Here is a 23,776-nt window from a genome sequence, read left to right on the forward strand (position 1 = left end):
GACGTCGAGATGACTACTCACCCGCCGAGTGGACGACCACGTAGCGGTGTGGCTCCACACCGTCGGACGAGCTCTCGAGGCCGGCACCCGCCACGGCATCGTGCACCACCTTGCGCTCGAATGGCGTCATGGCATCCAGCGACACTGACGTCTCGCCACCCTTGACCTGGTCGATCGCACCCTGGGCGATAGCCACGAGCTCGCTACGACGAGCGGCACGGAAGCCGGCGACGTCGAGCATCAGTCGACTGCGCTCACCGGTCTCGCGGTAGACGGCCAGCCGGGTCAGCTCCTGCAGGGCGTCCAGGACCTCGCCGTCCTGGCCGACCAGGTGACCGAGGTTGCCGCCGACGACCTCGACCGCAGCGCGATCGCCGTCGACGTCCATGTCGATGTCACCGTCGAGATCGGCGATGTCGAGCAGTCCCTCGAGGAAGTCCGCGGCGATCTCGCCCTCGTTCTCGAGCTGTCCGGCGTCACTCATGCCTTGCCACCCTTCGTTCCGCGACCGTCTGTGTCGTCACCCTTGGACGTGATGTCCGGCTTCTTCTTCGGCGGTCCAGTCTTCTTCTGCACGCCCTTGGCCGGGTTCGGCTTCTGCTGACCAGCACCGGGCTGAGCCGGCTTCTTGCGCTGGCTGCGCGGCTGGTTCTTGGGCTGAGCGCGCGGCGCGGGCTTGGGTGCCTCGTCCTCGACGGCCTTCAGTGGATCCTCGGCCACGGTCTTGCCGCGCTTCTTGTCACGGTCCTGCTTGGCCTTGAAGGCCGGGGTGCCCGGAGCCGGGTTGTTGCGGATGACGTAGAACTGCTGGCCCATGGTCCAGAAGTTCGAGGTCGTCCAGTAGAACAGCACGCCGAGCGGGAACGCCACACCGCCGACGGCGAAGACCACGGGGAGGATGTAGAGCAGCATCTTCTGCTGCTGGGCGTACTGCCCCGTCATGGCGTCAGCCGGCATGTTCTTGCTCATGAGCTGGCGCTGCGTCGTGAACTGCGTGATGCACATGATGACGACCAGCGACATCGTCAGGATCTTGGTCTCGGTCGCGTCGCTCTTGACGAAGGTGTCAGCGATCTGCGCGCCCAACAGCTTGGCCTTCGACAGCGACTCCGCATCACTACCGTCGAGGAAGCCACGCGCACCGGCGGCACCATCCTGAGCCGCGCGGTCGATGACGCGGAACAGGGCGAAGAAGATCGGCATCTGCAGGATCAACGGCAGGCACGAGGCGAACGGGTTGGTGCCCGTCTCCTTCCAGAGCTTCATCTGCTCCTGGGTCAGGCGCTCCCGGTCGTGCTTGTACTTCTGCTGTAGTGCCTTGATCTGCGGCTGCAGCAGCTGCATGTTGCGGCTCGACTTGATCTGCTTGACGAACAGCGGGATCAGCAGCGTCCGGATCGTGACCGTGAGCCCGATGATCGACAGCGCCCACGTCCAGCCTGAGTCGCCCGAGAGCCCGACCAGCTCGAACAATCGGTGCCAGGCGAGCAGGATCCCGGACACGGCGTAGTACAGGGGCGTCATGATCGCGCCGCCGATGTCGCCTAGGAAGCCGAACATTGTTCTCCTCTGTGTGACTGCGGAACCGGGTCGTATCCGCCCGAGCTCCACGGGTGGCATCGCAGGACGCGACGACCGGCGAGCCAGGAACCCCGCGCCGCCCCATGAGTCTCCACGGCCTGCAAAGCATAGGCCGAACACGTGGGGTGGTAGCGGCACACCTGGCCGTACAACGGACTGATGGCGAAACGGTAGCCCTTGAGCAGCCAGACCAGCACGGTCTTGACCGGCGAGAACCGTCGCACCGACGGGACGTGCGTCACCGGGCACCTGCGCGGACGAGTGCCGCGTCGAGGTGCTCAGCGAGAGTGGCGCTGTCAGCGGACTGCGCAGCAGGCAGGGCCCGGACCACGACTCGTGATCCCCGGGGCAACCTGTCGACGCGGTCACGCATCAGGTGGCGCAGCTGGCGCTTGACCCGGTTGCGCTCGACAGCCGAGCCAACTGCCTTGCTCACGACGAAACCGACGGACGTCTGTCCGCCGGTTCGTGGAACGCGAGCCCCGGTCACGCCCGAACGAAGGGGATCGGGTCCGATCACCAGGTGCGTGACGAGGGTGGGTTGGGTGCCTCTGGCGCCACGACGGATCGTGTGCCGGAAATCCTCCCCGCTGCGCATGCGTTGGCTGCGCGCGAGCAACGGATCAGGCAGACAGCTTGGCGCGACCCTTGCGCCGGCGATCGGCGAGGATCGCGCGGCCCGCGCGGGTGCGCATGCGCAGACGGAAGCCGTGCTTCTTGGCGCGACGACGGTTGTTGGGCTGGAAAGTGCGCTTGCTCACGATTGTTCCTCGGATCTAGGACTGGGCCGTTCGACGGCCACCGCTCGCCCACGACCAGACACGGTCATGGGCATGCGGCAGAAGTCGCTCAGGGACGACCACACAACGGTACGGGGGCGCCACGAGCCGGTCAAACCGACCTCTCTACGCCTCCCGCGCGACGACGTCCAGACGACACGCCGCGAAGCCCTTCTCGTCTGGGGACAAGTCGCTTGTACGGCACCTGCAACGCTGCTAGCGTCACCGCGGTACCGGCTTTTCCACAAGCTGCCGAGAACCCTCGAGTTCTGATTCACACCATGTGGACAACACTGTGCACACACCAGCAGGGACATGTCGGGAGGCATCACATGCAAGACGGCCAGGACGGTCCCGATGAACACCTCGCGCAGGTCTGGCAGCGAGCCGTCGACACGCTCTCGCCCGGTGCCAAGGTGTGGGTCTACTCGGCCAAGCCACTGACGCTGCACAACAACATCATGATCGTCGCGGTGCAGGACGACCTCACGCGCGCGCAGCTCGAGTCGCGGGTACGACCGGCGCTCGAGCACGCGATCAGCACGACCCTGCAGCAGGAGACCCGCTTGGTCGTCACGATTGAGCCCTCGCTGATCGAGACACTCCATAGTCAACAAGACGACATGTCGATAAATCGACAAGTAGGTGCGGCCTACGACGTTGAGAACGACGAGGACGACGACAGCGGCGACGAGTTCGTCCCGAGCTGGGCCGAGCGCACCACCGCGCCGCCACGCATCGGAACCGTCGCCGAGGCGCGCCTCAACCCGAGGTACCTGTTCGAGAACTTCGTCATCGGATCGTCCAACCGCTTCGCACATGCCGCTGCGGTCGCCGTGGCCGAGGCGCCCGGCAAGGCCTACAACCCGCTGGTCATCCACGGCGAGTCCGGGCTCGGCAAGACGCACCTGCTGCACGCGATCGGTCACTACGTCCTCAATCTCTACCCGTCGTCGCGCGTGCGCTACGTCAACAGCGAAGAGTTCACCAACGACGTCATCAACGCGATCCGCGAGAACCGGACGGCAGCCCTCAAGCGCAAGTACCGCGAGATCGACGTCCTGCTCGTCGACGACATCCAGTTCCTCGAGGGCAAGGAGTCGACGCAGACGGAGTTCTTCCACACCTTCAACGCGCTGCACAACGAGAACAAGCAGATCGTCATGACGTCCGACCGGCCGCCCAAGAACCTGACGACGCTCGAGGACCGTCTCCGCAACCGGTTCGAGTGGGGCCTCACGACCGACGTCCAGCCGCCCGACCTCGAGACCCGCATCGCGATCCTGCGCAAGAAGGCCGCCAACGAGAAGCTCACGGCGCCGGCCGACGTCCTCGAGTTCATCGCGAGCAAGGTGCAGACCAACATCCGCGAGCTCGAGGGCGCCTTGATCCGTGCCACGGCCTTCGCCAACCTCAACGGGACGACGGTCGACCTCCAGCTGGCACAGATCGTGCTCAAGGACCTCATCGCCGAGGGCGAGGAGCCCGACATCACGGTCGGCATGATCATGGCCCAGACCGCCGCGTACTCCGAGTTCTCGATCGACGACCTGTGCAGCACCAACCGCAGCCGCAACCTCGTGCTCGCACGGCAGATCGCGATGTACCTGTGCCGTGAGCTGACCGACATGTCGCTGCCCAAGATCGGCCAGGAGTTCGGCAACCGCGACCACACCACCGTGATGCACGCCGATCGCAAGATCCGCAAGCTCATGGCCGAGAAGCACGCGGTCTACAACCAGGTCACTGAGCTCACCGCACGCATCAAGCAGCAGGCCCGCCAGTCATGAACCGCTCCGTCCTCAGCACCGCAGTGCACAACTGGGGACGGAGCTGTGGGAAACCACACGCGTTCCGTGGACATCAGGTGTCCCAGTGTGAACGCCGTGTGAACGCATCGCCGACATCCACAGGAACGCGTAGTTTCGGCGGTGCGAGCCACACAGGTTGTCCACCGGTGAATTCGCCGGGCTCGCAGCCCATCTCCGGCTTGTCCACCGAATCCACAGACGCTACTACGACTACTACTCTTCTATTCATCGACAACTCCCGCCGAAGTGACGTCCCGCGATGTGTGTGGACGACTCGTCGTGGCAGGATTCACCACGACGGATCCCGTCCCCGGAAAGGCCCCATCACGTGAAGTTCCGTATCGAGCGCGACACCCTCGCTGACGCTGTCGCGTGGACGGCACGCAGCCTGCCGAACCGTCCGAGCGTGCCGGTCCTCGCCGGCCTCCTCGTCGAGACGGCCGCCGACGGGCTGACGCTGTCCGGCTTCGACTACGAGACGTCCACGCGTGCCACGCTGCCGGCCGAGGTCAGCGCAGACGGTCGCGCCCTGGTGTCGGGCCGTCTCCTGGCCGAGATCGTCAAGTCGCTGCCAGCCAAGCCCGTCGACGTGTCGCTCGAGGGCACCAAGGTGCAGGTCGTGTGTGGCAGCGCCCGCTTCAGCCTGCAGACCATGCCCGTCGAGGAGTACCCGCAGCTGCCCGACATGCCGACGGCCACGGGCACGGTCCGTGCCGAGGACTTCTCGACCGCGGTGGCCCAGGCCAGCGCGGCAGCCGGTCGCGACGAGATGCTGCCCCTCCTCACCGGCGTGAGGCTCGAGCTCGAGGGCTCGACCATCTCGCTCATGGCCACCGACCGGTTCCGCGCGAGCCTGCGCGACCTGCAGTGGTTCCCGCAGGCGAGCGATCTGTCGGCCAACGCCCTCGTGCCGGCCCGCGTCCTCAACGAGACCGCCCGTTCGCTCACCGGTGGCGGCGACGTCACGATCGCGGTGTCGTCGGGCGAGGCCGGCGACGGCCTGATCGGCTTCGAGGGCGTCGTCGGCAATGGCACCCGTCGCACCACGACGCGCCTGCTCGAAGGTGACTTCCCGCGTGTTCGCCAGCTGTTCCAGGCCGCCGCCGAGACCGTCGCCTACGTCCAGACCCAGGCCTTCGTCGACTCGGTCAAGCGCGTCGCCCTCGTGGCCGAGCGCAACACCCCGGTGCGCCTGACGTTCTCCGACGGCATGCTGCTGCTCGAGGCGGGCAGCGGCGACGAGGCACAGGCATCGGAGTCGATCGAGGCCACGATCAACGGCGCCGACATCTCGATCGGGTTCAACCCGACCTACCTGCTCGAGGGGCTCGCCGTCATGTCCGAGCCGGTCGTGCACCTGTCGTTCACGCAGCACACCAAGCCCGCGGCCATCTCGGGCGTCCCGGAGATCGGCGCCGACCCCGACGTCGCCTTCCGCTACCTGATCATGCCCGTCCGCCTGCAGAGCTGACCGCATCCGGGGCACGGGCAGGGCACACCGCAACACATCGCACGCGGAGACACCGCAATCGAGCTTAGGGAGCGACATGCACATCGGACTCGTGGGACTCGGCAAGATGGGCGGCAACATGCGCACCCGCCTGCGCAACGGCGACGTCACGGTCGTCGGCTACGACCGCAATCCCGAAGTGACCGACGTCGGCTCGCTGGCCGAGCTCGTCGAGCAGCTGCCCTCGCCGAAGGTCGTGTGGGTCATGGTGCCGGCCGGCGACATCACCCGCTCCACGGTCACCGAGCTGATCGAGCTGCTCAGCGAGGGTGACGTCATCGTCGACGGCGGCAACTCCCGCTGGACCGACGACGAGAAGCACGCCGCCCTCGCCGCCGAGAAGGGCATCGGCTACGTCGACTGCGGTGTCAGCGGTGGCGTGTGGGGTCTCGAGAACGGGTACGCCCTGATGGCCGGTGGCACCGCCGACGACATCGCCAAGGTGCAGCCGGCCTTCGACGCCCTCAAGCCCGAGGGCGAGTCGGGCTTCGTCCACGCCGGCCGCGTCGGTGCGGGCCACTTCTCCAAGATGGTCCACAACGGCATCGAGTACGCCATGATGCAGGCCTACGCCGAGGGCTACGAGCTGCTCGAGAAGGTCGAGATGGTCGACAACGTCACGGCGGTCTTCGACTCGTGGCGCGAGGGCACCGTCGTCCGTTCATGGCTGCTCGACCTGCTGGTCAAGGCCCTCGAGGACGATCCGGGCCTGTCCAAGATCCGCGGCTACGCCGACGACTCCGGTGAGGGACGCTGGACCGTCGAGGCCGCGATCGACAACGCCGTGCCGATGCACACCATCGCGGCCTCGCTGTTCGCCCGCTTCACCTCGCGCCAGGACGAGTCGCCGGCCATGCAGGCCGTCGCCGCGATGCGCCAGCAGTTCGGCGGCCACGCCGTGCAGGCCGCGGCCGAGGCGGGTCACGACCCCAAGGACGCCTGAGCCGTGACGGCGGGCACTGCATGCACGTCAGCAAGCTGATCCTGCACGACTTCCGTTCGTACGAGGACGTCGAGATCGTCCTCGAGCCCGGTGCCACGGCCTTCATCGGCTCGAACGGCCAGGGCAAGACCAACCTCGTCGAGGCCATCGACTACCTGTCGCGCCTCGACTCGCACCGGGTCTCGAGCGATGCTCCGCTGGTGCGGGCCGGGGCCGAGCAGGCGATCGTCCGCGCCGACGTGGTGCGCGGCGATCGCACGGCGCTGCTCGAGCTGGAGATCACGCCGGGACGGGCCAACCGGGCCCGCATCAACCGGGGCGCCCTGCCGCGCACCCGCGATCTCGTGGGTGTCCTGCGCACCGTGATCTTCTCGCCCGAGGACCTCGCGCTCGTCAAGGGCGACCCGTCCGATCGCCGGCGCTTCCTCGACTCGCTGCTGGTGCTGCGCACCCCCAGGCTCGCGGGGGTCAGGGCCGACTACGAGCGGGTGCTCAAGCAGCGCAACACCCTGCTCAAGTCGGCCCGTGGCCGGCGCAACGTCGAGATCGCGACCCTCGACATCTGGGACGAGAACCTCGCGCGTACGGGTGCCGAGCTGATCGCCGCCCGCCTGGCGCTGCTCGACGCCCTCGCACCCCACCTCGTCGAGGCCTACCAGCGGGTGGCTGCCGCCTCGGCACCCGACCGTCGCGTGGTCACGGCGACGTACCGGTCGTCGGTCGACCTCGATCCCGACGTCCGCGATCAGCAGGTCATCCACCAGCTCGTGCTCGACGAGATCGACAGACGTCGCAGCGACGAGGTCGATCGCGGCATCAGCCTCGTGGGTCCGCACCGCGACGACGTCGTGTTGGCGATCGGCGACCTGCCCGCGAAGGGATACGCGAGCCACGGGGAGTCGTGGTCGTTCGGGCTCGCGCTCAAGCTCGCCTCGTTCGAGCTGCTGCGCGACGACGGCGACGACCCCGTGCTGATCCTCGACGACGTCTTCGCCGAGCTCGACCAGGGACGACGCGAGCAGCTGGCCGACCTCGTCGCCGGTGCCGAGCAGGTGCTGGTGACGGCGGCCGTCGCCGACGACGTGCCCGACGGGCTCAAGGGACATCGGTTCAAGGTGGCGGGGGGCGTGGTGACGCGTGACTGACGACGACCCGCTCGAGCTCGCCCGCCGCATCGCGCAGTCGTACCGCGGTGAGGGCCAGGGTGCCGGACGTCCCGGCCCCGGGCCGAAGAAGCGTTCGCGCCCGATCAAGCCATCGCGCGCCAAGAACGAGGACCCCTCGACGATCTCCGACCTCCTCGGCCAGGTGGTCCGCAACCAGGGCTGGACCGAGAAGCTCGACGACCAGCGCATCTTCACCGAGTGGGCGACGATCGTCGGCCCCGAGGTCGCGCAGCACGCCCAGATCGACGGCTTCGACGACACCGTCGTGCACGTGCGGGCCACGTCGACGGCGTGGGCCACCCAGCTCAAGCTGCTCGCGCCGCGCATCGTGGCCAAGCTCAACGAAGCGCTCGGCGACGGCACCGTCACCCGCATCGACGTGCGCGGACCCCAGGCGCCGTCCTGGAAGAACGGTACCCGCTCCATCCGCGGTGCGCGGGGGCCGCGGGACACTTACGGCTGACCGCTCCTTCGTCGCGGTACGCGCGGTTCGTCCCTCACCGCGCCCGTGCTTCGCACGGCAGCCTGCCTTCGCTCGCAGAGCTCGCTCGGCCCATGGGTGGGACGCAGGGCTCGCTCGGCCCATGGTCGGGTCAGTGGCAGCGTGTGCTTGATCGGCTTGGTGTTCAGTCGTCGGTGCAGACGGATGCGGCTGCCACGACGAAGATCGTGGTGGCCGCGGTGATGAGTCCCAGCACGAGTCCGGCCTGGACGAAGCCGTCCCAGCCGAGCACGGGGCGCACGCCGATCGCGATCAGCAGCACCGCTGCCGTGACACAGCCGACTGCGGCTCCGGCGGTGGTGCCCGCGATGGGTGCCGACGGTCCGCGCAGCAGCAGCGCGACCCCCGCCGTCCACACCAGGCTCACGGCGAGGGCGGCGATGACGTCGGACGGCCGGTGCCATCCGGCCACGACCGTCGACGCACCCGTGAGCGTCGTGGCGAGGCCGCCGGCCAGCGCGATGAGCGGCCTCCACGCACGGGGTGCGACCAGCAGCGACGCGCCGACGGCACTGGCCACGACGGTCGTGTGCCCGCTGGGCAGGCTGTTGAGGGTGCCGAGTCCCAGATCCGGCCGATCGAGCAGGGTGCGCTTGAGCACCTGGGTCGTCACGTTCGACCCGGCGATGACGACGACGGCACCCGCAGCGAGCAGCAGGCGTCCGCGCAGCACCGCCACCACGACGCATCCCGCCACGACCGCCACGAGGGCACCGATGCCGACGTATCCCAGCAGGCTCAGCATCGCGAGCTGGGTGTCACGTCCACCCATGACGGTGTGCATCGCGGTGTCGTCCCACGACTGGCCGCGCTGCGACCCGAGGGCGACACGCACCAGGACGACGAGCGTCAGGAGTCCTAGAGTGGCAGCCGCGACCGCAGAAGCGGTCGTGTCGCGGCGCAGGGTCGTGGTGGTCATCCCTCCACGATGCACGACAGGGCCTCACGATGCGTGTTCCACGTGGAACACGTTCACCCGATGGGCGGCTGAGGACGGACGGGACCTTACTGGGACTTGACTCCGGGTCTGCTGTGTCGTCACAGGTGCCATTGCGTGTCTCTCAGGCCCACCGTGAGTCGCTCCATTAGAGGCCGACACCTGTGGGCAGTTCCTCAGACGCACAGAATGGCCCCGTATACTGGTGAGGTGACCCAAACTCCAGATCCTGCCGCTTCTTACGACGCCAGCAACATCCAGGTTCTCGAAGGTCTGGAGGCGGTGCGCAAGCGTCCGGGCATGTACATCGGGTCCACCGGCGAGCGCGGCCTGCACCACCTCGTCTACGAGGTCGTCGACAACTCGGTCGACGAGGCCCTCGCCGGCTACGCCAGCCACATCAAGGTCGTGATGCAGGCCGACGGCGGCATCCGGGTCGAGGACGACGGGCGCGGTATCCCCGTCGACGAGCACCCCACCGAGAAGATCCCGGCCGTGACGCTCGTGCTCACCTCGCTGCACGCGGGCGGCAAGTTCGGCGGCGGTGGCTACAAGGTCTCCGGCGGTCTGCACGGCGTCGGCGTGTCCGTGGTCAACGCTTTGTCGACAAAGCTCTATGTCGAGGTCAAGCGCGACGGCTACGTCTGGACGCAGTCGTTCACGTATGGCGAGCCCGACGCTCCGCTCGAGCGTGGCGCCGCGACCGACGAGACCGGCACGACCACGACGTTCTACGCCAGCGCCGACATCTTCGAGACCGTCGAGTACAGCTACGACACGCTCGAGAAGCGCTTCCGCGAGATGGCCTTCCTCAACAAGGGCCTCGAGCTCGTCCTGCGTGACGACCGTCCCGACGTCGAGGGCACCGAGGGGCCCAAGGGAGACGACCGGGTGCGCGACGCGCGGTTCCGGTTCGACAAGGGACTGGTCGACTACGTCGAGCACATCAACGTCGGCAGCAAGTCGCCGATCCACCGCGACGTCATCTCGATCGAGTCCGAGGACGAGTCGAAGGGCCTGTCGCTCGAGATCGCGATGCAGTGGAACGACAGCTTCATCGAATCGGTGCACACCTTCGCCAACACGATCAACACCCACGAGGGCGGCACCCACGAGGAGGGCTTCCGCGGAGCGCTGACCGCGACGGTCAACAAGTTCGCCACGGCGCAGGGCCTGATCAAGAAGGCCAGCGACAACCTCTCGGGCGAGGACATCCGCGAGGGCCTCACCGCGATCATCTCGATCAAGCTCGAGGAGCCCCAGTTCGAGGGCCAGACCAAGACCAAGCTCGGCAACAGCGAGGCCCGCTCCTACGTGCAGTCGGTGCTCAACGACGAGCTCGGCGCGTGGTTCGAGCAGAACCCCGCCGAGGGCAAGACGATCGTGCGCAAGTCGATCGATGCCGCGACCGCCCGCATGGCGGCCCGCAAGGCTCGCGACCTCGCCCGCAACCGCAAGGGCCTCATGGGCGGCGGTGGTCTGCCCGGCAAGCTCGCCGACTGCCAGTCCCGCAATCCCGAGGAGTGCGAGATCTTCATCGTCGAGGGCAACTCGGCCGGTGGCTCCGCCAAGGGCGGACGCGATCCGTACGCGCAGGCGATCCTCCCGCTGCGCGGCAAGATCCTCAACGTCGAGAAGGCCCGCATCGACAAGATCCTGCAGAACACCGAGGTGCAGGCGATCATCTCGGCGCTCGGCACCGGCGTCCACGAAGACTTCGACATGGCCAAGCTGCGCTATCACAAGATCGTGCTGATGGCCGATGCCGACGTCGACGGCCAGCACATCTCCACCCTGCTGCTGACGCTGCTGTTCCGCTTCATGAAGCCCCTGATCGATGCGGGCCACGTCTACCTGGCGCAGCCCCCGCTCTACAAGATCAAGTGGACCAACGCGCCGGCCGAGCTCGCCTACTCCGACAGCGAGCGCGACGGGCTGCTCGCCGCCGGCGCCGAGGCCGGGCGCCGGTTGCCCAAGGAGGCCCCCGTCCAGCGCTACAAGGGTCTCGGCGAGATGAACGACTCCGAGCTGTGGGACACCACGATGGATCCGGCACAGCGCATCCTGCGCCAGGTCACCCTCGAGGACGGCGCCGTCGCCGACGAGATGTTCACGATCCTGATGGGCGAGGACGTCGAGCAGCGACGCAGCTTCATCCAGAGAAACGCCAAAGACGTCCGCTTCCTCGATATCTGATCTGACAGGCACCCACACATGACTGACACCACGCCTCCCCCCGAGCACGACCGGATCGAGCACGTCGAGCTGCAGGTCGAGATGCAGCGCTCCTACATCGACTACGCCATGAGCGTCATCGTGTCGCGTGCGCTGCCCGACGTCCGCGACGGCCTCAAGCCCGTTCACCGCCGCGTGCTCTACGCGATGTACGACGGCGGCTACCGTCCCGACCGCGGCTTCTCCAAGTGCTCGCGCATCGTCGGCGACGTCATGGGCCAGTACCACCCGCACGGCGACACCGCGATCTACGACACCCTCGTGCGTCTCGCCCAGCCGTGGGTCATGCGTGCCCCGATGATCTCCGGACAGGGCAACTTCGGCTCACCGGGCAACGACGGCGCCGCCGCGATGCGGTACACCGAGTGCAAGCTCGCCCCCATCGCGATGGAGATGGTGCGCGACATCGACAAGAACACCGTCGACTTCCGCCCCAACTACGACGGTCGCTCGCAGGAGCCCACGGTGCTGCCGGCCAGGTTCCCCAACCTGCTGGTCAACGGCTCGGCCGGCATCGCGGTCGGCATGGCCACCAACATCCCGCCGCACAACCTCATCGAGGTCGCGGATGGCGCCCAGTGGGCGCTGGCCAACCCCGACGCCTCGCAGGAGGAGCTGCTCGAGGCGCTCATGGAGCGCATCAAGGGCCCCGACTTCCCGACCAACGGCCTGATCGTCGGCACGCAGGGCATCGACAACATGTACCGCACGGGTCGCGGATCGATCACGATGCGCGGCATCGTCGAGATCGAGGAGGACGCCAAGGGCGGCCTCAGCCTCGTGGTCAAGGAGCTGCCCTATCAGGTCAACCCCGACAACCTCGCCGAGAAGATCGCCGACCTCGCGATCTCCGGTCGCGTGCAGGGCATCGCCGACGTCAACGACGAGTCGTCGTCGCGCGTCGGACGCCGCCTGGTCGTCAAGCTCAAGCGCGACGCCGTCGCGCGGGTCGTGCTCAACAACCTCTACAAGCACACCGAGCTGCAGAGCAACTTCAGCGCCAACATGCTCGCGATCGTCGACGACATCCCGCGCACCCTGACGCTCGACGGCTTCATCAGCAACTGGATCACGCACCAGATCGAGGTCATCCAGCGACGCACCCAGTACCTGCTCGACGAGGCCGAGGCGCGGGCGCACATCTACCGCGGTCTGGCCAAGGCGCTCGATGCGCTCGACGACGTCATCGCGCTGATCCGTCGCAGCCCCACGGTCGACGAGGCGCGTAGCGGTCTGATCGCGCTGCTCGACATCGACGAGCTGCAGGCCAATGCGATCCTCGAGATGCAGCTGCGTCGCCTGGCGGCCCTCGAGCGTCAGAAGATCATGGACGAGCTGGCCAAGCTCGAGCTCGAGATCGCCGACTACCAGGACATCCTGGCCCGGCCCGAGCGCCAGCGTCAGATCGTGTCGGACGAGCTCGCCGAGATCGTCGAGAAGTACGGCGACGAGCGGCGCTCGCCGATCGTCCCCGCCGACGGTGACCTGTCGATGGAAGACCTCATCCCCGACGAGGAGGTCGTCGTCACGATCACCAAGGGGGGCTACGCCAAGCGCACCAAGACCGAGCTCTACCGCGTGCAGAACCGCGGCGGCAAGGGCGTGCGCGGGGCGTCGCTGCGCGGCGACGACATGGTCGACCACATGTTCTCGACCACGAGCCACCACTGGATCCTGTTCTTCACGACGGCCGGGCGCGTCTACCGGGCCAAGGCCTACCAGCTGCCCGAGGCCGGCCGCGACGCCAAGGGCGGCCACGTCGCCGGCCTGCTGTCGTTCCAGCCCGACGAGGAGATCGCGCAGGTGCTGGCGATCCGCGACTACGAGCAGGCGCCGTACCTGGTCCTGGCCACCCGCAAGGGCCTGGTCAAGAAGACGCGTCTCGAGGACTACAACAGCCCCCGCCAGGCCGGCGTCATCGCGATCAACTTCCGCGATGACGACGACGAGCTCATCGGTGCCGAGCTCGTCACGCCCGACGACGACCTGCTGCTGATCTCGCGCCGCGCCCAGGCGATCCGCTTCCGCGCCGACGACGAGCAGCTGCGCCCCATGGGCCGTGCGACGTCCGGCGTCACCGGCATGAAGTTCCGTGGCGACGACTCGATGCTGTCGCTGTCGGTCATCCGCCGCTCGGCCGACGCCCTGGAGCAGGTCGAGGTGCCCGAGGCCGACGAGCTGTTCGTGTTCACGGTCACCGACGGTGGGTACGCCAAGAAGACGCCGATCGATCAGTACCGTTTGCAGGGACGTGGTGGACTGGGCATCAAGGCCATGCAGATCACCGAGAACCGCGGTGAGCTGGTGGGCGGCCTGGTCCTGGTCGACACCGACGACGTCATCTCGGTGACGGCCAGCGGACAGGTCACCCGCAGCCTCGTCTCCGGGGTCAATCCCACGGGGCGTGGCACGATGGGAGTCAGCTTCGTGAAGTTCAAGGGGGACGATCGGGTGGTGACGATCGCGCGCAACGCCGAGGTCCTCCAGGACGAGGCAGTGACCGAGGTGACGTCGACCGACGAGACGCAGCCAGATGAGGGCGGGGACCAGTGACCGAAGAATCCGAAGGCCCGAGCTCCGCACCCGGTGCCGGTGCCGGAGACGCCGCGCCCACGCAGGCCATCCCGCGCCTCGCCAAGGCACCTGCCAAGAAGTCGGTCCCCAAGGTGCCTGACTCCAAGGCTCCGGCGTCCAAGCCGTCCCAGACCGACAAGGGGCGCCCACGCACCCCGGCGAAGCCGGCCAAGACCGCGACAGCGGCCTCGAGCGGTGGCCCCACGAAGGTGCCGGCTGCCAACACGTCAGATGCCCCGAAGGCACCGGCCGACCAGAAGCGACTCATCCAGCCCGTCGGTGGTCCGAGGGGTCGGCCGCTGACCGCTGCTGACTACGAGCACACCACGAAGGGCTCGCCGGCCTCGACCTCGGTCATCCCCGCGGTCAAGGACCGTCCGCGCGACCCTGCGCCGTCCCAGCCCCTCGCGACGGTCGAGGCAGGCACGGGCCGGCGTGCGAGCCTGCGCCTCACGCACGTCGAGCCGTGGTCGGTCACCCGCCTGGCGTTCGCGATCTCGGTCGCGATGATGATCGTGGCAGTCGTCGCAGTGGCGATCTTCTGGTTCGTGCTCGACCTCGTCGGCGTCTGGGACCAGATCAACGAGAGCTTCACGACGGTGCTGAGCGACGACAGCTCGAGCTTCAACGTGACCGACTACTTCGGCATCGGGCGGGTCATCGGCCTCACCCTGGTGCTGTCGGCGGTCAACGTCGTGCTGATGACGGCACTGTCGACGATCGGTGCGCACCTCTACAACCTCGCCGCCCAGCTCATGGGCGGCGTCGAGGTGACGCTCGCTGAGGACAAGTGACCCACCCCCGTCACCGGGTCGATCAGCGGTGAGGTAAAGTTCATCGCTGTTGCGGGCGTATAGCTCAGCTTGGTTAGAGCGCTTCCCTGATAAGGAAGAGGTCCGAGGTTCAAGTCCTCGTACGCCCACTCAACGAGGAGGTCAGATGAAGAAGTTCATCGCCCTCGGTCTCGCGGCCGCCGGCGTCTTCTGGGCCCTCGGCAAGAGGTCGAGTGACACGCCGGTCGACACCTGGGCCGCGGCCACCGACCGCCTCTGATCGGCATCACCGCAGCACCAGCAGCACCACCTGTATGACACTGGGGCCATGGCGCAATTGGTAGCGCACCTGCTTTGCAAGCAGGGGGTTCGGGGTTCGAGTCCCCGTGGCTCCACCAACATCAAGACCCCTGCCCAACACTGGGCGGGGGTCTTGTCGTTGTCCCCACGGCACCCGGCCTCGTCCCCAAGTGTGCACACACCTGTGGATAGTTACATCGATGTGGTTCCGCAGGTCAGCGAGGTTTACGCACAGCTGTGCACACACCTGTGGATGAATGACACGGTTGTGATTCACAGTCCTCAGGACGCGGGGCGCCAGCCGAGCAGGGGGCCGAGCACCTCGGCGATGTCGGTCAGGATCTGCACGTAGTCGTCGTGGCCGAACGTGAACGGCAGGGCGAAGGCCACCTCGTCGGACGACGCGGAGTCGGTGGGGATGACGACGAGCCCCAGCGACACGCGGGCTTCCGCGCCGAGGGGGTGCAGGTCGCGGACGCGGGGTGCTCACCTCCTCAGCCCATGGTTCCGCGCTCGAATCGCGACCGACACGGATCCGTAACGCGCGTCGACCATCCTGACCGTGACAGCTGGAGGACGGCTGTCCCTCGCCCCCGAGAAGGAACGATCACATGAGCGCCAACCCCGTACGCCTGCAGGCCATCACCGACGTCGAGGCGTACGTGCCGCCGGCACCCAGCTTCAGCCCCGGCGAGACGCCCGGCGACATCTTCGGCATGAACGTCTTCAGCAAGACCGTGATGCAGAAGCGCCTGCCCAAGTCGGTCTACAAGTCGGTCATCGCCACGATCGAGAACTCCGAGATGCTCGACCCCATGGTCGCCGACTCCGTCGCGTCCGCCATGAAGGACTGGGCGATCGAGAAGGGTGCCACCCACTACGCGCACGTGTTCTACCCGCTGACGGGCTTCACGGCAGAGAAGCACGACGGCTTCTTCGACCCGGTCGGCGACGGCACCGCACTGGCCGAGTTCGCCGGCAAGACCCTGGTGCAGGGCGAGCCCGATGCGTCCAGCTTCCCGAACGGCGGCCTGCGCAACACCTTCGAGGCGCGCGGCTACACCGGCTGGGACGTCACGAGCCCCGCCTACATCCTGGAGAACCCCAACGGCAACACGCTGTGCATCCCGACGGTGTTCATCTCGATGACCGGCGAGGCGCTCGACCACAAGACGCCGCTGCTGCGCGCCCAGCAGGCCATGGCCGTGCACGCCGAGCGGGTGCTGACGCTGTTCGGTCACACCCCGTCGGCGGTCGTCTCGTACTGCGGTCCCGAGCAGGAGTACTTCCTGATCGACCGGCACTTCTTCGTCGCCCGTCCCGATCTGCTCAACTCGGGGCGCACCCTGTTCGGGGCCAAGCCGCCCAAGGGCCAGGAGTTCGACGACCACTACTTCGGCGCGATCCCCGAGCGGGTGCTGGGCTTCATGGCCGACACCGAGCGCGAGCTGTTCAAGCTCGGCATCCCCGCCAAGACCCGCCACAACGAGGTGGCACCCGGGCAGTTCGAGATCGCGCCGATGTTCGAGGCCGCCAACGTGGGCGCCGACCACCAGCAGCTGCTCATGACGACGTTCAAGACCGTCGCCCGCAAGCACGGCATGGAGTGCCTGTTCCACGAGAAGCCGTTCGAGGGCGTCAACGGATCGGGCAAGCACGTCAACTTCTCGCTCGGCAACGCGACCGAGGGCAACCTGCTCCTGCCGGGCGACACCCCGCACGACAACGCGCAGTTCCTGGTGTTCTGCGCGGCCGTGATCCGCGCCGTCCACCAGTACGGCGGACTGCTGCGCGCATCGGTCGCATCGGCCAGCAACGACCACCGTCTCGGTGCCAACGAGGCACCGCCGGCGATCATCTCGATCTTCCTGGGCGACCAGCTGGCCGGCGTGTTCGAGCAGCTCGCCAAGGGGCCTGCGACCTCGTCGAAGGGTCGCGGCACGCTGCAGATCGGCGTCGACACGCTGCCCGTCCTGCCGACCGATCCGGGCGACCGCAACCGCACCAGCCCGTTCGCGTTCACCGGCAACCGCTTCGAGTTCCGCGCGCCCGGGTCGTTGCAGTCGGTCGCCGGCCCGATGACGACGATCAACGCGATCATGGCCGAGGCGCTGGACCACATCGCCACGAAGCTCGAGACCGCGATCGAGCTCGGCACCGAGTTCAACGAGGCCGTGCAGGCGCTGCTGACCGAGCTCATCACCGATCACGGCTCGGTCGTGTTCAACGGCAACGGCTACTCCGACGAGTGGCAGGTCGAGGCCGCCGAGCGCGGTCTGCCCAACCTGCGCACGACGCTCGACGCGCTGCCCGAGCTGATCACGGATGCGTCGGTGCAGCTGTTCGAGCGCTACGGCATCTTCACCGAGAGCGAGGCGCACTCGCGCTACGAGATCGGCCTCGAGCACTACACGCAGAGCATCATGGTCGAGGCGCTGTCGACGCTCGAGATCGGTCAGACGTCGGTGCTCCCCGCGGGCGTCCGCTACCAGACCGAGCTCGCGACCAACGTCACCGCGCTGAAGACCGCCGGCATCGACGCCGACATGGACCTGCTCGAGGAGGTCACGGCGATCATCGCTGACCTGCGTGCGGGCATCGGCGCGCTGCGCATCGCGATCGAGGCCTCGCACTCCGCCGAGGACGCGCTGGCCGAGGCGACGCACGCGCAGTCGGCGCTGCTGCCCGCGATGGCGACGGTCCGTGCCGCCGCCGACCGGCTCGAGTCGACCGTCGCGGACGACCTCTGGCCGCTGCCGACGTACCAGGAGATGCTCTACATCCTGTGACGCCGGCAGGCCTCGGGGTCTCTTCGGGGCGGACGAGCGAGCGCCACCCGCGCCGACTACCGTCGTGGTGACTGCTGACACACGAGGAGACCCCATGCCGCAGATCGTTCGAGGAGTTGTCGCCCTGTCGAAGGGTGAGCCTGTCGTCACGACGAACATCGTGATCCCCGACCCGGGTCCGGGTGAGGCTGTGGTCGACATCAGTGCGTGCGGGGTGTGCCACACCGATCTGCACTATCGCGAGGGTGGCATCAACGACGAGTTCCCGTTCCTGCTGGGTCACGAGGCTGCGGGTGTGGTGGAGTCGGTCGGTGAGGGTGTCACGGATGTGGCTCCGGGTGACTTCGTGGTGCTGAACTGGCGGGCGGTGTGCGGGAGCTGTCGGGCGTGTCTGCGGGGGCGTCCGTGGTACTGCTTCGACACGCACAACGCGAAGCAGAAGATGACGTTGGAGGACGGCACCGAGCTGTCGCCGGCGTTGGGTATCGGTGCGTTCGCCGACAAGACGCTGGTCGCTGCGGGTCAGTGCACCAAGGTCGATCCGGCCGCGTCGCCGGCTGCGGTGGGTCTGTTGGGTTGCGGTGTGATGGCGGGTCTGGGTGCGGCGATCAACACCGGCAACGTGCAGCGGGGTGACTCGGTCGCGGTGATCGGCTGCGGCGGGGTCGGGTCGGCGGCGATCGCCGGTGCGCGTTTGGCGAATGCGGCGAAGATCATCGCGATCGATCTGGACGATCGCAAGCTCGAGTGGGCCAAGGGCATGGGTGCCACCCACACCATCAACGCGGGGGCAGGCGACGTCGTCGAAGCGATTCAGGCGTTGACCGGCGGCCATGGCGCGGATGTGGTGATCGATGCGGTGGGTCGTCCCGAGACGTGGAAGCAGGCGTTCTACGGACGTGACCTGGCCGGCACGGTCGTGCTGGTCGGTGTCCCGACGCCCGACATGCAGCTCGAGCTGCCGCTGATCGACGTGTTCGGACGCGGCGGGTCGCTGAAGTCGTCCTGGTACGGCGACTGCCTGCCGTCCAGGGATTTCCCGATGCTGGTCGACCTGTACCAGCAGGGACGGCTCGATCTGGATGCGTTCGTGACCGAGACGATCGGCATCGACGACGTCGAGGCCGCGTTCGCCAAGATGCACCACGGCGACGTCCTGCGCTCGGTCGTGACGCTCTGATGGCCGCACGGGTGCAGAAGGTCGTCACGTCGGGGCAGTTCGCCCTGGACGGTGGGTCCTGGGATGTCGACAACAACGTGTGGCTGGTCGGTGACGACGCCGAAGTGATCGTGATCGACGCACCCCACGACGCGCCGGCGATCCTGGATGCGATCGACGGACGCAGCGTGGTGGCGATCGTGCTGACCCACGGGCACAACGACCACATCAACGCCGCGGTCGAGCTCGGCAGGGCCACCGGCGCGGACGTGTGGTTCCCGCCCGAGGACCGCATGTTGTGGGATGCCGAGCACGACTCCCCGCCGGACCAGGAGCTGCACTCGGGGGCCACGTTCGAGGTCGCCGGCACCACGTTGCGGGCGATCCCGACACCGGGTCACTCCCCGGGCAGCACGTGCCTCTACGCACCCGACCTGGGTGTCGTGTTCTCCGGCGACACGCTCTTCAACGGCGGACCGGGAGCGACGGGCCGGTCGTACTCGGACTTCGACACGATCATCGAGTCGATCCGCGAACGCCTGCTCACGCTGCCCGACGAGACGGTCGTCCACACCGGCCACGGCGACGACACCAGCATCGGCGCCGAGAAGCCCCACCTCGACGACTGGATCAAGCGCGGTTCGTGAGCTTCAGCGGCTGCGCGGCCACACCCGCGCAGCCGCGAGCACGCCCACGGCGAGCACGACGATCGCGAGGATCGGACGCTTGTCGGTCTCGGCGACCTTCTCCTGGGCTCGCGACTTGACGTCGAGCTTGGCCGCGAGCGCATCGACGGTCTTGCCGAGGTGCTCGCGGGTCTCCTTGATCTCCTGCTCGAGGTCAGAGCTCATCAGGACGTCCCATCGTGGTCGGTGCCGTGCTTGGCGGTGTCGATGTCGGCCTTGACGCTCTCGACGCGCGCGGCAGGCGGGTCACCGGCCGTGCTGATGCTGCCCTTGCCGACGAGCGCGGCGACTCCCGCAGCCGCGAAGAGCACGACGGCCACGATCGCCGCGGCGATCCACGGCTCGAGTCCCTCGGCGATGCCGAGGATCGCCGCCGCGATGAGAGCGCCGAGGCCGTACAGCGCGAGGGTGCCGGCGAGTCCGAACAGTCCCGCACCGAGGCCGACCCTCTTGCCCGTCGTGGCGAGGTCCTGCTTGGCCATGGCCAGCTCGTCGCGGATCAGCGTCGAGATGTCCTCCATCGCCTGCGTCATGAGCTGGCCCGTGGACGCCTCGCCGACGGGGGTGCGGTCGTCGCTCACGCCGTCCCCTGCCCCGGCGCGATCGTCGAGGGCTGCTCGTGGCTGGTGTCGTGCGACGACACCTTCTCGGCGACCTTGTCCTTGACGCTCGAGGCGGTGTCAGCCACCTTCGAGCCCGCCTTGTGGCTGAGGTCGGCACCCGCCTGCTTGGCGTGAGTCTGCACCTCGTCGACGGCATCCTGCACCGACGGGCTGTTCCAGGTCTTGTTCGCCTGGCTCTTGATCTGCTCGTATCGCTCGCGGCCGGCGCGGGATCCGAGGACGTACCCGGCTCCCGCGGCCACGAGCAGCGTCAGCTTCTTCACGGTGAACCACTCCTCTGTGGGTGCTGGACCCAGGGGGTACCCCGTCACCCAGAGATGACGCACATCGTGCTGGCGGGGTCAGCGGCCGAGGATCAGGTTTCCGTAGTACGCGGTGACGGGCTGGTGACGCGCGACGCGCACCTTGCGGTTCTCGAGCAGGAAGTTCGCGAACACGCTCAGCAGGACGGCTGCGCTCAGGATGGCGGCGACGGCCAGGACGACGAGCAGGGCGGTGGGGGTGGGGATGTCGAAGGTCATGATGTCCTCCTAGTAGGTGATGTAGATTCTTCTACACATGTAGAAGTCTACACCTGTAGAGAACGGCCCGACAACCCGGAACGTTAGTGTTCTGACACACAGTGGAGGACGGTGTTCATGGCAGGCAGCCCCCGGATGCAGCAGCTGCTCGATGCGGGTGTCGAGGTGGTCGGCAGCGTCGGCCTGCGTGGTTTGACGCACCGGGCCGTCGATCGTGCCGCCGGTCTGCCAGAAGGCAGCTGCTCGGCGTACCTGCGCACTCGCTTGGCGCTGCTGACCGCGATGACCGAGTACGTCTCGGGCCGGATGGCCGACGACGTGCGAGCACTGGCCGACGTCATCAACCAGCATCCCGGCGACGACGAGCGCGCGGTGCGGGAGACCTTGAACCTGTTCATCGGGTGGTTGGAGCATCCCGAGCTGCTCGTCACGCGACTCGAGCTCGGTCTCGAAGGGCGACGCCAGCCGGAGCTGGCCGAGATCTCGACGGCGTGGGACCGTCAGCTGCGAGCCATCGTCACCGATGTGATGATCCGCGGCGAGCACCCGGAGCCCGAGGAGCGGGCAGAGACGCTGCTCGCGGCGATGGACGGTGTCCTGACCCGGGCCCTGCGGGAGGCACCCGACCGGCGTCGCGAGTTCGTGGAGCGAAGCCTGCAGCTGCTGATCTTCTCGCTGGCGGGACGGTAGCCCCGGCCGCCGTGCACATGACCGGGGCTGCCGGGCCACCCGCACTGATCAGGCAGCAGCTGCCCGCAGCTTGAGCGTCACGGATCGACCGCCGGCACGTGCCGCGTCGTGCGACTCGGCCAGTTGCTCGCGCGCCAGGTCGCGCAGCTCGGCCATCTGCGGGTTCACCTCCGCGAGCGTCAATTCGGTCTCGATGACGTCGAGGTCGAGCTGCCAGACGTCCTCGAGGATGCGGCGGAGGTAGGCCGTCGCGTGGTCCCACCCGGCGCGCGGCGTGCCCTCGCCGTAGCCCCCGCCGCGTGCCACGACCAGGAAGGCGGGCTTGCCCTTGACGGTCTCGGTGCCGGGAGCGAACCGCGGATCGGAGATCAGGGTGTCGATCCAGAGCTTGAGGTGTGCCGACACGCCGAAGTTGTAGAGCGGCGTGGCGATGATGAGCACGTCGGCCGCCACGACCTCGTCGGCGAGCTCGGCCGCGAAGGCCTTGGCGGCACGCTGCTCGGGCGTCCACTCGGTCTCGGGCACGAATCCCGCGAACGCGGACGTCGCCCAGACGTCGCCTGGCAGCGGCTGCGTGCCGACGTCGCGGCGGGTCACGGTCGTGTCGCCGCCCTCGGCCTCGAGGATCGCGGCCTCGAGCGTGTCGGCGACGGCGCGGCTGACCGAGCCCTCGGTGCGGATGCTGGAGTCCAGCCGGAAGATCGTGCTCATGGTTGCTCCTTCGTCGTCGCGAGAGCGACATAGTCTGTATGGCCGATCATATTACACGCCGATCATCTCGATCCATGATGATCTGGATCTCGACCCTCGGGGATAGACTCGGCTCATGGACGAGTCGACCCCACCCGCGGCAGCGGGTCAGGTCGATCTCGGACGCGCCCTCAGTGCGGTGCTCCGTCGTTACCTCAAGGGCGCGGGTGCCGCGATCGAGGACGTTCCGGGCGGACCGCGGGGCTTCCAGGTGCTGTCGATCGCCGACGAGGGAGCCTGCAGCAACCAGGCCATGATCGCCATGCGGCTGGGTCTCGACCGTACGGTCATGACGTACCTGGTCGACGACCTCGAGGGGGCAGGGCTGGTCGAGCGACGTCCCGACCCGGCGGACCGCAGGGCTCGTCAGGTCGTGGTCACTCCCCGGGGACGCTCGCTGCTGGAGACCTCTACCGCGAGCATCCGCGACGTCGAGCGCGCCGTGCTGGCCGGGCTCTCCGACGACGAGGTCGAGACCTTCAGGTCGCTGCTGGCTCGGGTCACCGACGGAGCCCCCGACGACCACTCCGGGTGCGGCGCGCCTGTACCCGAGTGCTGAGGGACTTGAGGGGCTAGTGGCCCGCTGACGCGGGAACGCCGGCACCCATGGCCCACCGGATGGCCCCCGTGACCGCGATCCCGCTGGTGCGCACCGCCGTGGCCTCGGTGAGCGGCAACCACGGCAGGCGCAGCGGGATGCGGGTCCAGCGGGGCATCATCGACACCGCGGCCGCCGACAGCAGCCCGTACGGACCGCGCAGCGCGATCGGCACCGGCGGGTGCACGAGGATGAATCGGGCCGTCCGGCGGGCGGCAGGGGTGCCGCGCAGCTCGGGGCGGTAGAGCGCCATGACCTCGGCGAGCTCGGCCACGGTCTCCGGGACGTCGACGGCCCCGAGCGCGCGGGCCACGTGCGCCGTCTCGGACACGTACGCGTCGCGACCGGCAGCGTCGAGCCGACGGGCCCCGTAGCGGTCGTGCGCGCGCAAGAAGCTGTCGATCTCCGCGACGTGCACCCAGCGCAGCAGATGCGGGTTGGACGCCTCGTACGGACGTCCGTCGGGTGCCACGCCATGGATGCGACCGTGCACCGCGCGCACGATGCGGACCGCGCGATCGGCGTCCTCGATCGTGCCGAAGGTGGTTTCGGCCAAGAAGGTGCTGGTGCGCTGGAGGCGTCCCCACGGGTCTCCGCGATACCCCGAGTGCTCATCGACCGCGGCCATCGCCAACGGGTGCAGCGACTGCAGCAGCAGAGCACGCATGCCGCCGACGAACATCGACGCGTCGGAATGGACCCGCTGGATCGCCGAGTCGGGCCCGAAGCGACGGGGCCCCTCCGCGAGGTGGATGCGATCGCGCCGCGCGGGCCCCTCGTCGCCTGCAACGCGGGCGAAGATCGCCGCGCCAGCGCGGTCACGGACGATGTTGAACGGGTTCATCTTCT

The 23,776-nt window shown here is 68.0% G+C and carries 26 protein-coding genes and 2 tRNA genes; 15 read left to right on the forward strand and 13 right to left on the reverse strand.

Going from position 1 to position 23,776, the window contains the following annotated elements:
- Positions 1-13: 13 nt before the first annotated feature.
- Genes JOF40_RS05155 through rpmH form a run of 5 tightly spaced genes read right to left on the reverse strand, consistent with a single transcriptional unit; the run spans position 14 to position 2,342 of the window.
- A complete protein-coding gene (locus JOF40_RS05155; protein WP_129180717.1) occupies positions 14-484 on the reverse strand; it encodes a Jag family protein in 471 nt (156 codons plus the stop codon).
- The gene (yidC, locus tag JOF40_RS05160) at positions 481-1,560 is read right to left on the reverse strand and encodes a membrane protein insertase YidC (RefSeq protein ID WP_129180719.1); all 1,080 of its coding nucleotides are present in this window, start codon (positions 1,558-1,560) and stop codon (positions 481-483) included. Before yidC ends, JOF40_RS05155 begins: the two co-directional genes overlap by 4 nt.
- Positions 1,545-1,823 carry a membrane protein insertion efficiency factor YidD gene (gene yidD / locus JOF40_RS05165; RefSeq protein WP_307800757.1) on the reverse strand — a complete coding sequence of 93 codons (279 nt, stop codon included), beginning with the start codon at positions 1,821-1,823 and terminating at the stop codon, positions 1,545-1,547. The genes yidC and yidD overlap by 16 nt, the downstream gene beginning before the upstream one ends.
- Positions 1,820-2,200, reverse strand: coding sequence for a ribonuclease P protein component (gene rnpA, locus JOF40_RS05170; protein ID WP_188111685.1), 381 nt, complete (start codon positions 2,198-2,200; stop codon positions 1,820-1,822). The genes yidD and rnpA overlap by 4 nt, the downstream gene beginning before the upstream one ends.
- A 4-nt stretch (positions 2,201-2,204) precedes the next feature.
- Positions 2,205-2,342, reverse strand: a complete 138-nt coding sequence (gene rpmH / locus JOF40_RS05175) for a 50S ribosomal protein L34 (RefSeq protein WP_056210619.1) — start codon at positions 2,340-2,342, stop codon at positions 2,205-2,207.
- 350 nt (positions 2,343-2,692) lie between these two features.
- On the opposite strand from rpmH, the gene dnaA reads away from it, so the two are divergent.
- The 5 genes from dnaA (at position 2,693) to JOF40_RS19595 (ending at position 8,253) form a co-directional block, all read left to right on the forward strand.
- Entirely contained in the window at positions 2,693-4,150 is a 1,458-nt protein-coding gene (gene dnaA, locus JOF40_RS05180; protein ID WP_129180721.1) for a chromosomal replication initiator protein DnaA, read from the forward strand.
- Positions 4,151-4,499: 349 nt separating this feature from the next.
- A complete protein-coding gene (gene dnaN, locus JOF40_RS05185) occupies positions 4,500-5,642 on the forward strand; it encodes a DNA polymerase III subunit beta (protein ID WP_129180722.1) in 1,143 nt (380 codons plus the stop codon).
- 4 nt (positions 5,643-5,646) lie between these two features.
- On the forward strand, positions 5,647-6,624 hold the full coding sequence (gnd, locus tag JOF40_RS05190; protein WP_281286506.1) for a phosphogluconate dehydrogenase (NAD(+)-dependent, decarboxylating): 978 nt from the start codon (positions 5,647-5,649) through the stop codon (positions 6,622-6,624).
- A 20-nt stretch (positions 6,625-6,644) separates the two neighbouring features.
- Positions 6,645-7,769, forward strand: a complete 1,125-nt coding sequence (gene recF / locus JOF40_RS05195) for a DNA replication/repair protein RecF (RefSeq protein ID WP_129180727.1) — start codon at positions 6,645-6,647, stop codon at positions 7,767-7,769.
- Positions 7,762-8,253 (forward strand): DciA family protein, encoded by a 492-nt coding sequence (locus tag JOF40_RS19595; protein WP_129180729.1) that lies wholly within the window; start codon positions 7,762-7,764, stop codon positions 8,251-8,253. The genes recF and JOF40_RS19595 overlap by 8 nt, the downstream gene beginning before the upstream one ends.
- Positions 8,254-8,416: 163 nt before the next feature.
- Here the strand turns inward: JOF40_RS19595 and JOF40_RS05205 are convergent, their stop codons facing one another.
- Positions 8,417-9,211, reverse strand: a complete 795-nt coding sequence (locus JOF40_RS05205; protein WP_129180731.1) for a phosphatase PAP2 family protein — start codon at positions 9,209-9,211, stop codon at positions 8,417-8,419.
- A gap of 207 nt (positions 9,212-9,418) precedes the next feature.
- On the opposite strand from JOF40_RS05205, the gene gyrB reads away from it, so the two are divergent.
- From gyrB to JOF40_RS05230, 5 genes are all read left to right on the forward strand, one after another.
- Positions 9,419-11,425 (forward strand): DNA topoisomerase (ATP-hydrolyzing) subunit B, encoded by a 2,007-nt coding sequence (gyrB, locus tag JOF40_RS05210; RefSeq protein WP_129180733.1) that lies wholly within the window; start codon positions 9,419-9,421, stop codon positions 11,423-11,425.
- 18 nt (positions 11,426-11,443) lie between these two features.
- A complete protein-coding gene (gyrA, locus tag JOF40_RS05215; protein ID WP_129180735.1) occupies positions 11,444-14,017 on the forward strand; it encodes a DNA gyrase subunit A in 2,574 nt (857 codons plus the stop codon).
- On the forward strand, positions 14,014-14,832 hold the full coding sequence (locus JOF40_RS20175; RefSeq protein ID WP_246152780.1) for a DUF3566 domain-containing protein: 819 nt from the start codon (positions 14,014-14,016) through the stop codon (positions 14,830-14,832). Before gyrA ends, JOF40_RS20175 begins: the two co-directional genes overlap by 4 nt.
- A gap of 53 nt (positions 14,833-14,885) precedes the next feature.
- Positions 14,886-14,960: transfer RNA gene (locus JOF40_RS05225), tRNA-Ile, on the forward strand.
- Positions 14,961-15,133: 173 nt separating this feature from the next.
- Positions 15,134-15,209, forward strand: a tRNA-Ala gene (locus JOF40_RS05230).
- Positions 15,210-15,393: 184 nt separating this feature from the next.
- Here JOF40_RS05230 and JOF40_RS05235 read toward each other — a convergent pair.
- Complete coding sequence (locus JOF40_RS05235) at positions 15,394-15,552, reverse strand: hypothetical protein (RefSeq protein ID WP_245343096.1); 159 nt, start codon at positions 15,550-15,552, stop codon at positions 15,394-15,396.
- Between the two features lie 170 nt (positions 15,553-15,722).
- Between JOF40_RS05235 and JOF40_RS05240 the strand changes: the two genes are divergently transcribed.
- The 3 genes from JOF40_RS05240 (at position 15,723) to JOF40_RS05250 (ending at position 19,706) form a co-directional block, all read left to right on the forward strand.
- Positions 15,723-17,900, forward strand: coding sequence for a glutamine synthetase III family protein (locus JOF40_RS05240; RefSeq protein WP_129180737.1), 2,178 nt, complete (start codon positions 15,723-15,725; stop codon positions 17,898-17,900).
- Between the two features lie 94 nt (positions 17,901-17,994).
- The gene (locus tag JOF40_RS05245) at positions 17,995-19,080 is read left to right on the forward strand and encodes an S-(hydroxymethyl)mycothiol dehydrogenase (protein WP_129180739.1); all 1,086 of its coding nucleotides are present in this window, start codon (positions 17,995-17,997) and stop codon (positions 19,078-19,080) included.
- A complete protein-coding gene (locus JOF40_RS05250; protein ID WP_129180741.1) occupies positions 19,080-19,706 on the forward strand; it encodes an MBL fold metallo-hydrolase in 627 nt (208 codons plus the stop codon). The genes JOF40_RS05245 and JOF40_RS05250 overlap by 1 nt, the downstream gene beginning before the upstream one ends.
- 3 nt (positions 19,707-19,709) lie before the next feature.
- Here JOF40_RS05250 and JOF40_RS05255 read toward each other — a convergent pair whose 3' ends face one another.
- From JOF40_RS05255 to JOF40_RS05270, 4 genes are all read right to left on the reverse strand, one after another.
- The gene (locus JOF40_RS05255; protein WP_129180743.1) at positions 19,710-19,910 is read right to left on the reverse strand and encodes a DUF3618 domain-containing protein; all 201 of its coding nucleotides are present in this window, start codon (positions 19,908-19,910) and stop codon (positions 19,710-19,712) included.
- Positions 19,910-20,326, reverse strand: a complete 417-nt coding sequence (locus JOF40_RS05260; protein WP_209674389.1) for a phage holin family protein — start codon at positions 20,324-20,326, stop codon at positions 19,910-19,912. The genes JOF40_RS05255 and JOF40_RS05260 overlap by 1 nt, the downstream gene beginning before the upstream one ends.
- Positions 20,323-20,631 carry a YtxH domain-containing protein gene (locus JOF40_RS05265; RefSeq protein WP_129180745.1) on the reverse strand — a complete coding sequence of 103 codons (309 nt, stop codon included), beginning with the start codon at positions 20,629-20,631 and terminating at the stop codon, positions 20,323-20,325. Before JOF40_RS05265 ends, JOF40_RS05260 begins: the two co-directional genes overlap by 4 nt.
- Positions 20,632-20,709: 78 nt before the next feature.
- A complete protein-coding gene (locus JOF40_RS05270; RefSeq protein WP_129180747.1) occupies positions 20,710-20,889 on the reverse strand; it encodes a hypothetical protein in 180 nt (59 codons plus the stop codon).
- 117 nt (positions 20,890-21,006) lie between these two features.
- Between JOF40_RS05270 and JOF40_RS05275 the strand changes: the two genes are divergently transcribed.
- On the forward strand, positions 21,007-21,579 hold the full coding sequence (locus JOF40_RS05275) for a TetR/AcrR family transcriptional regulator (RefSeq protein ID WP_129180749.1): 573 nt from the start codon (positions 21,007-21,009) through the stop codon (positions 21,577-21,579).
- Positions 21,580-21,627: 48 nt separating this feature from the next.
- On the opposite strand, the gene JOF40_RS05280 is transcribed toward JOF40_RS05275, so the two are convergent.
- Positions 21,628-22,290 (reverse strand): FMN-dependent NADH-azoreductase, encoded by a 663-nt coding sequence (locus tag JOF40_RS05280; protein ID WP_129180751.1) that lies wholly within the window; start codon positions 22,288-22,290, stop codon positions 21,628-21,630.
- Between the two features lie 115 nt (positions 22,291-22,405).
- On the opposite strand from JOF40_RS05280, the gene JOF40_RS05285 reads away from it, so the two are divergent.
- Positions 22,406-22,888: a MarR family winged helix-turn-helix transcriptional regulator gene (locus JOF40_RS05285; protein WP_129180753.1), complete on the forward strand. Its 483-nt coding sequence runs from the start codon at positions 22,406-22,408 to the stop codon at positions 22,886-22,888.
- A gap of 13 nt (positions 22,889-22,901) precedes the next feature.
- Here the strand turns inward: JOF40_RS05285 and JOF40_RS05290 are convergent, their stop codons facing one another.
- Positions 22,902-23,771: an oxygenase MpaB family protein gene (locus JOF40_RS05290; RefSeq protein WP_129180755.1), complete on the reverse strand. Its 870-nt coding sequence runs from the start codon at positions 23,769-23,771 to the stop codon at positions 22,902-22,904.
- Between the last annotated feature and the right edge of the window lie 5 nt (positions 23,772-23,776).

The organism is Aeromicrobium fastidiosum (genome assembly GCF_017876595.1).
In the GTDB taxonomy this organism is placed as follows: Bacteria; Actinomycetota; Actinomycetes; order Propionibacteriales; family Nocardioidaceae; genus Aeromicrobium; species Aeromicrobium fastidiosum.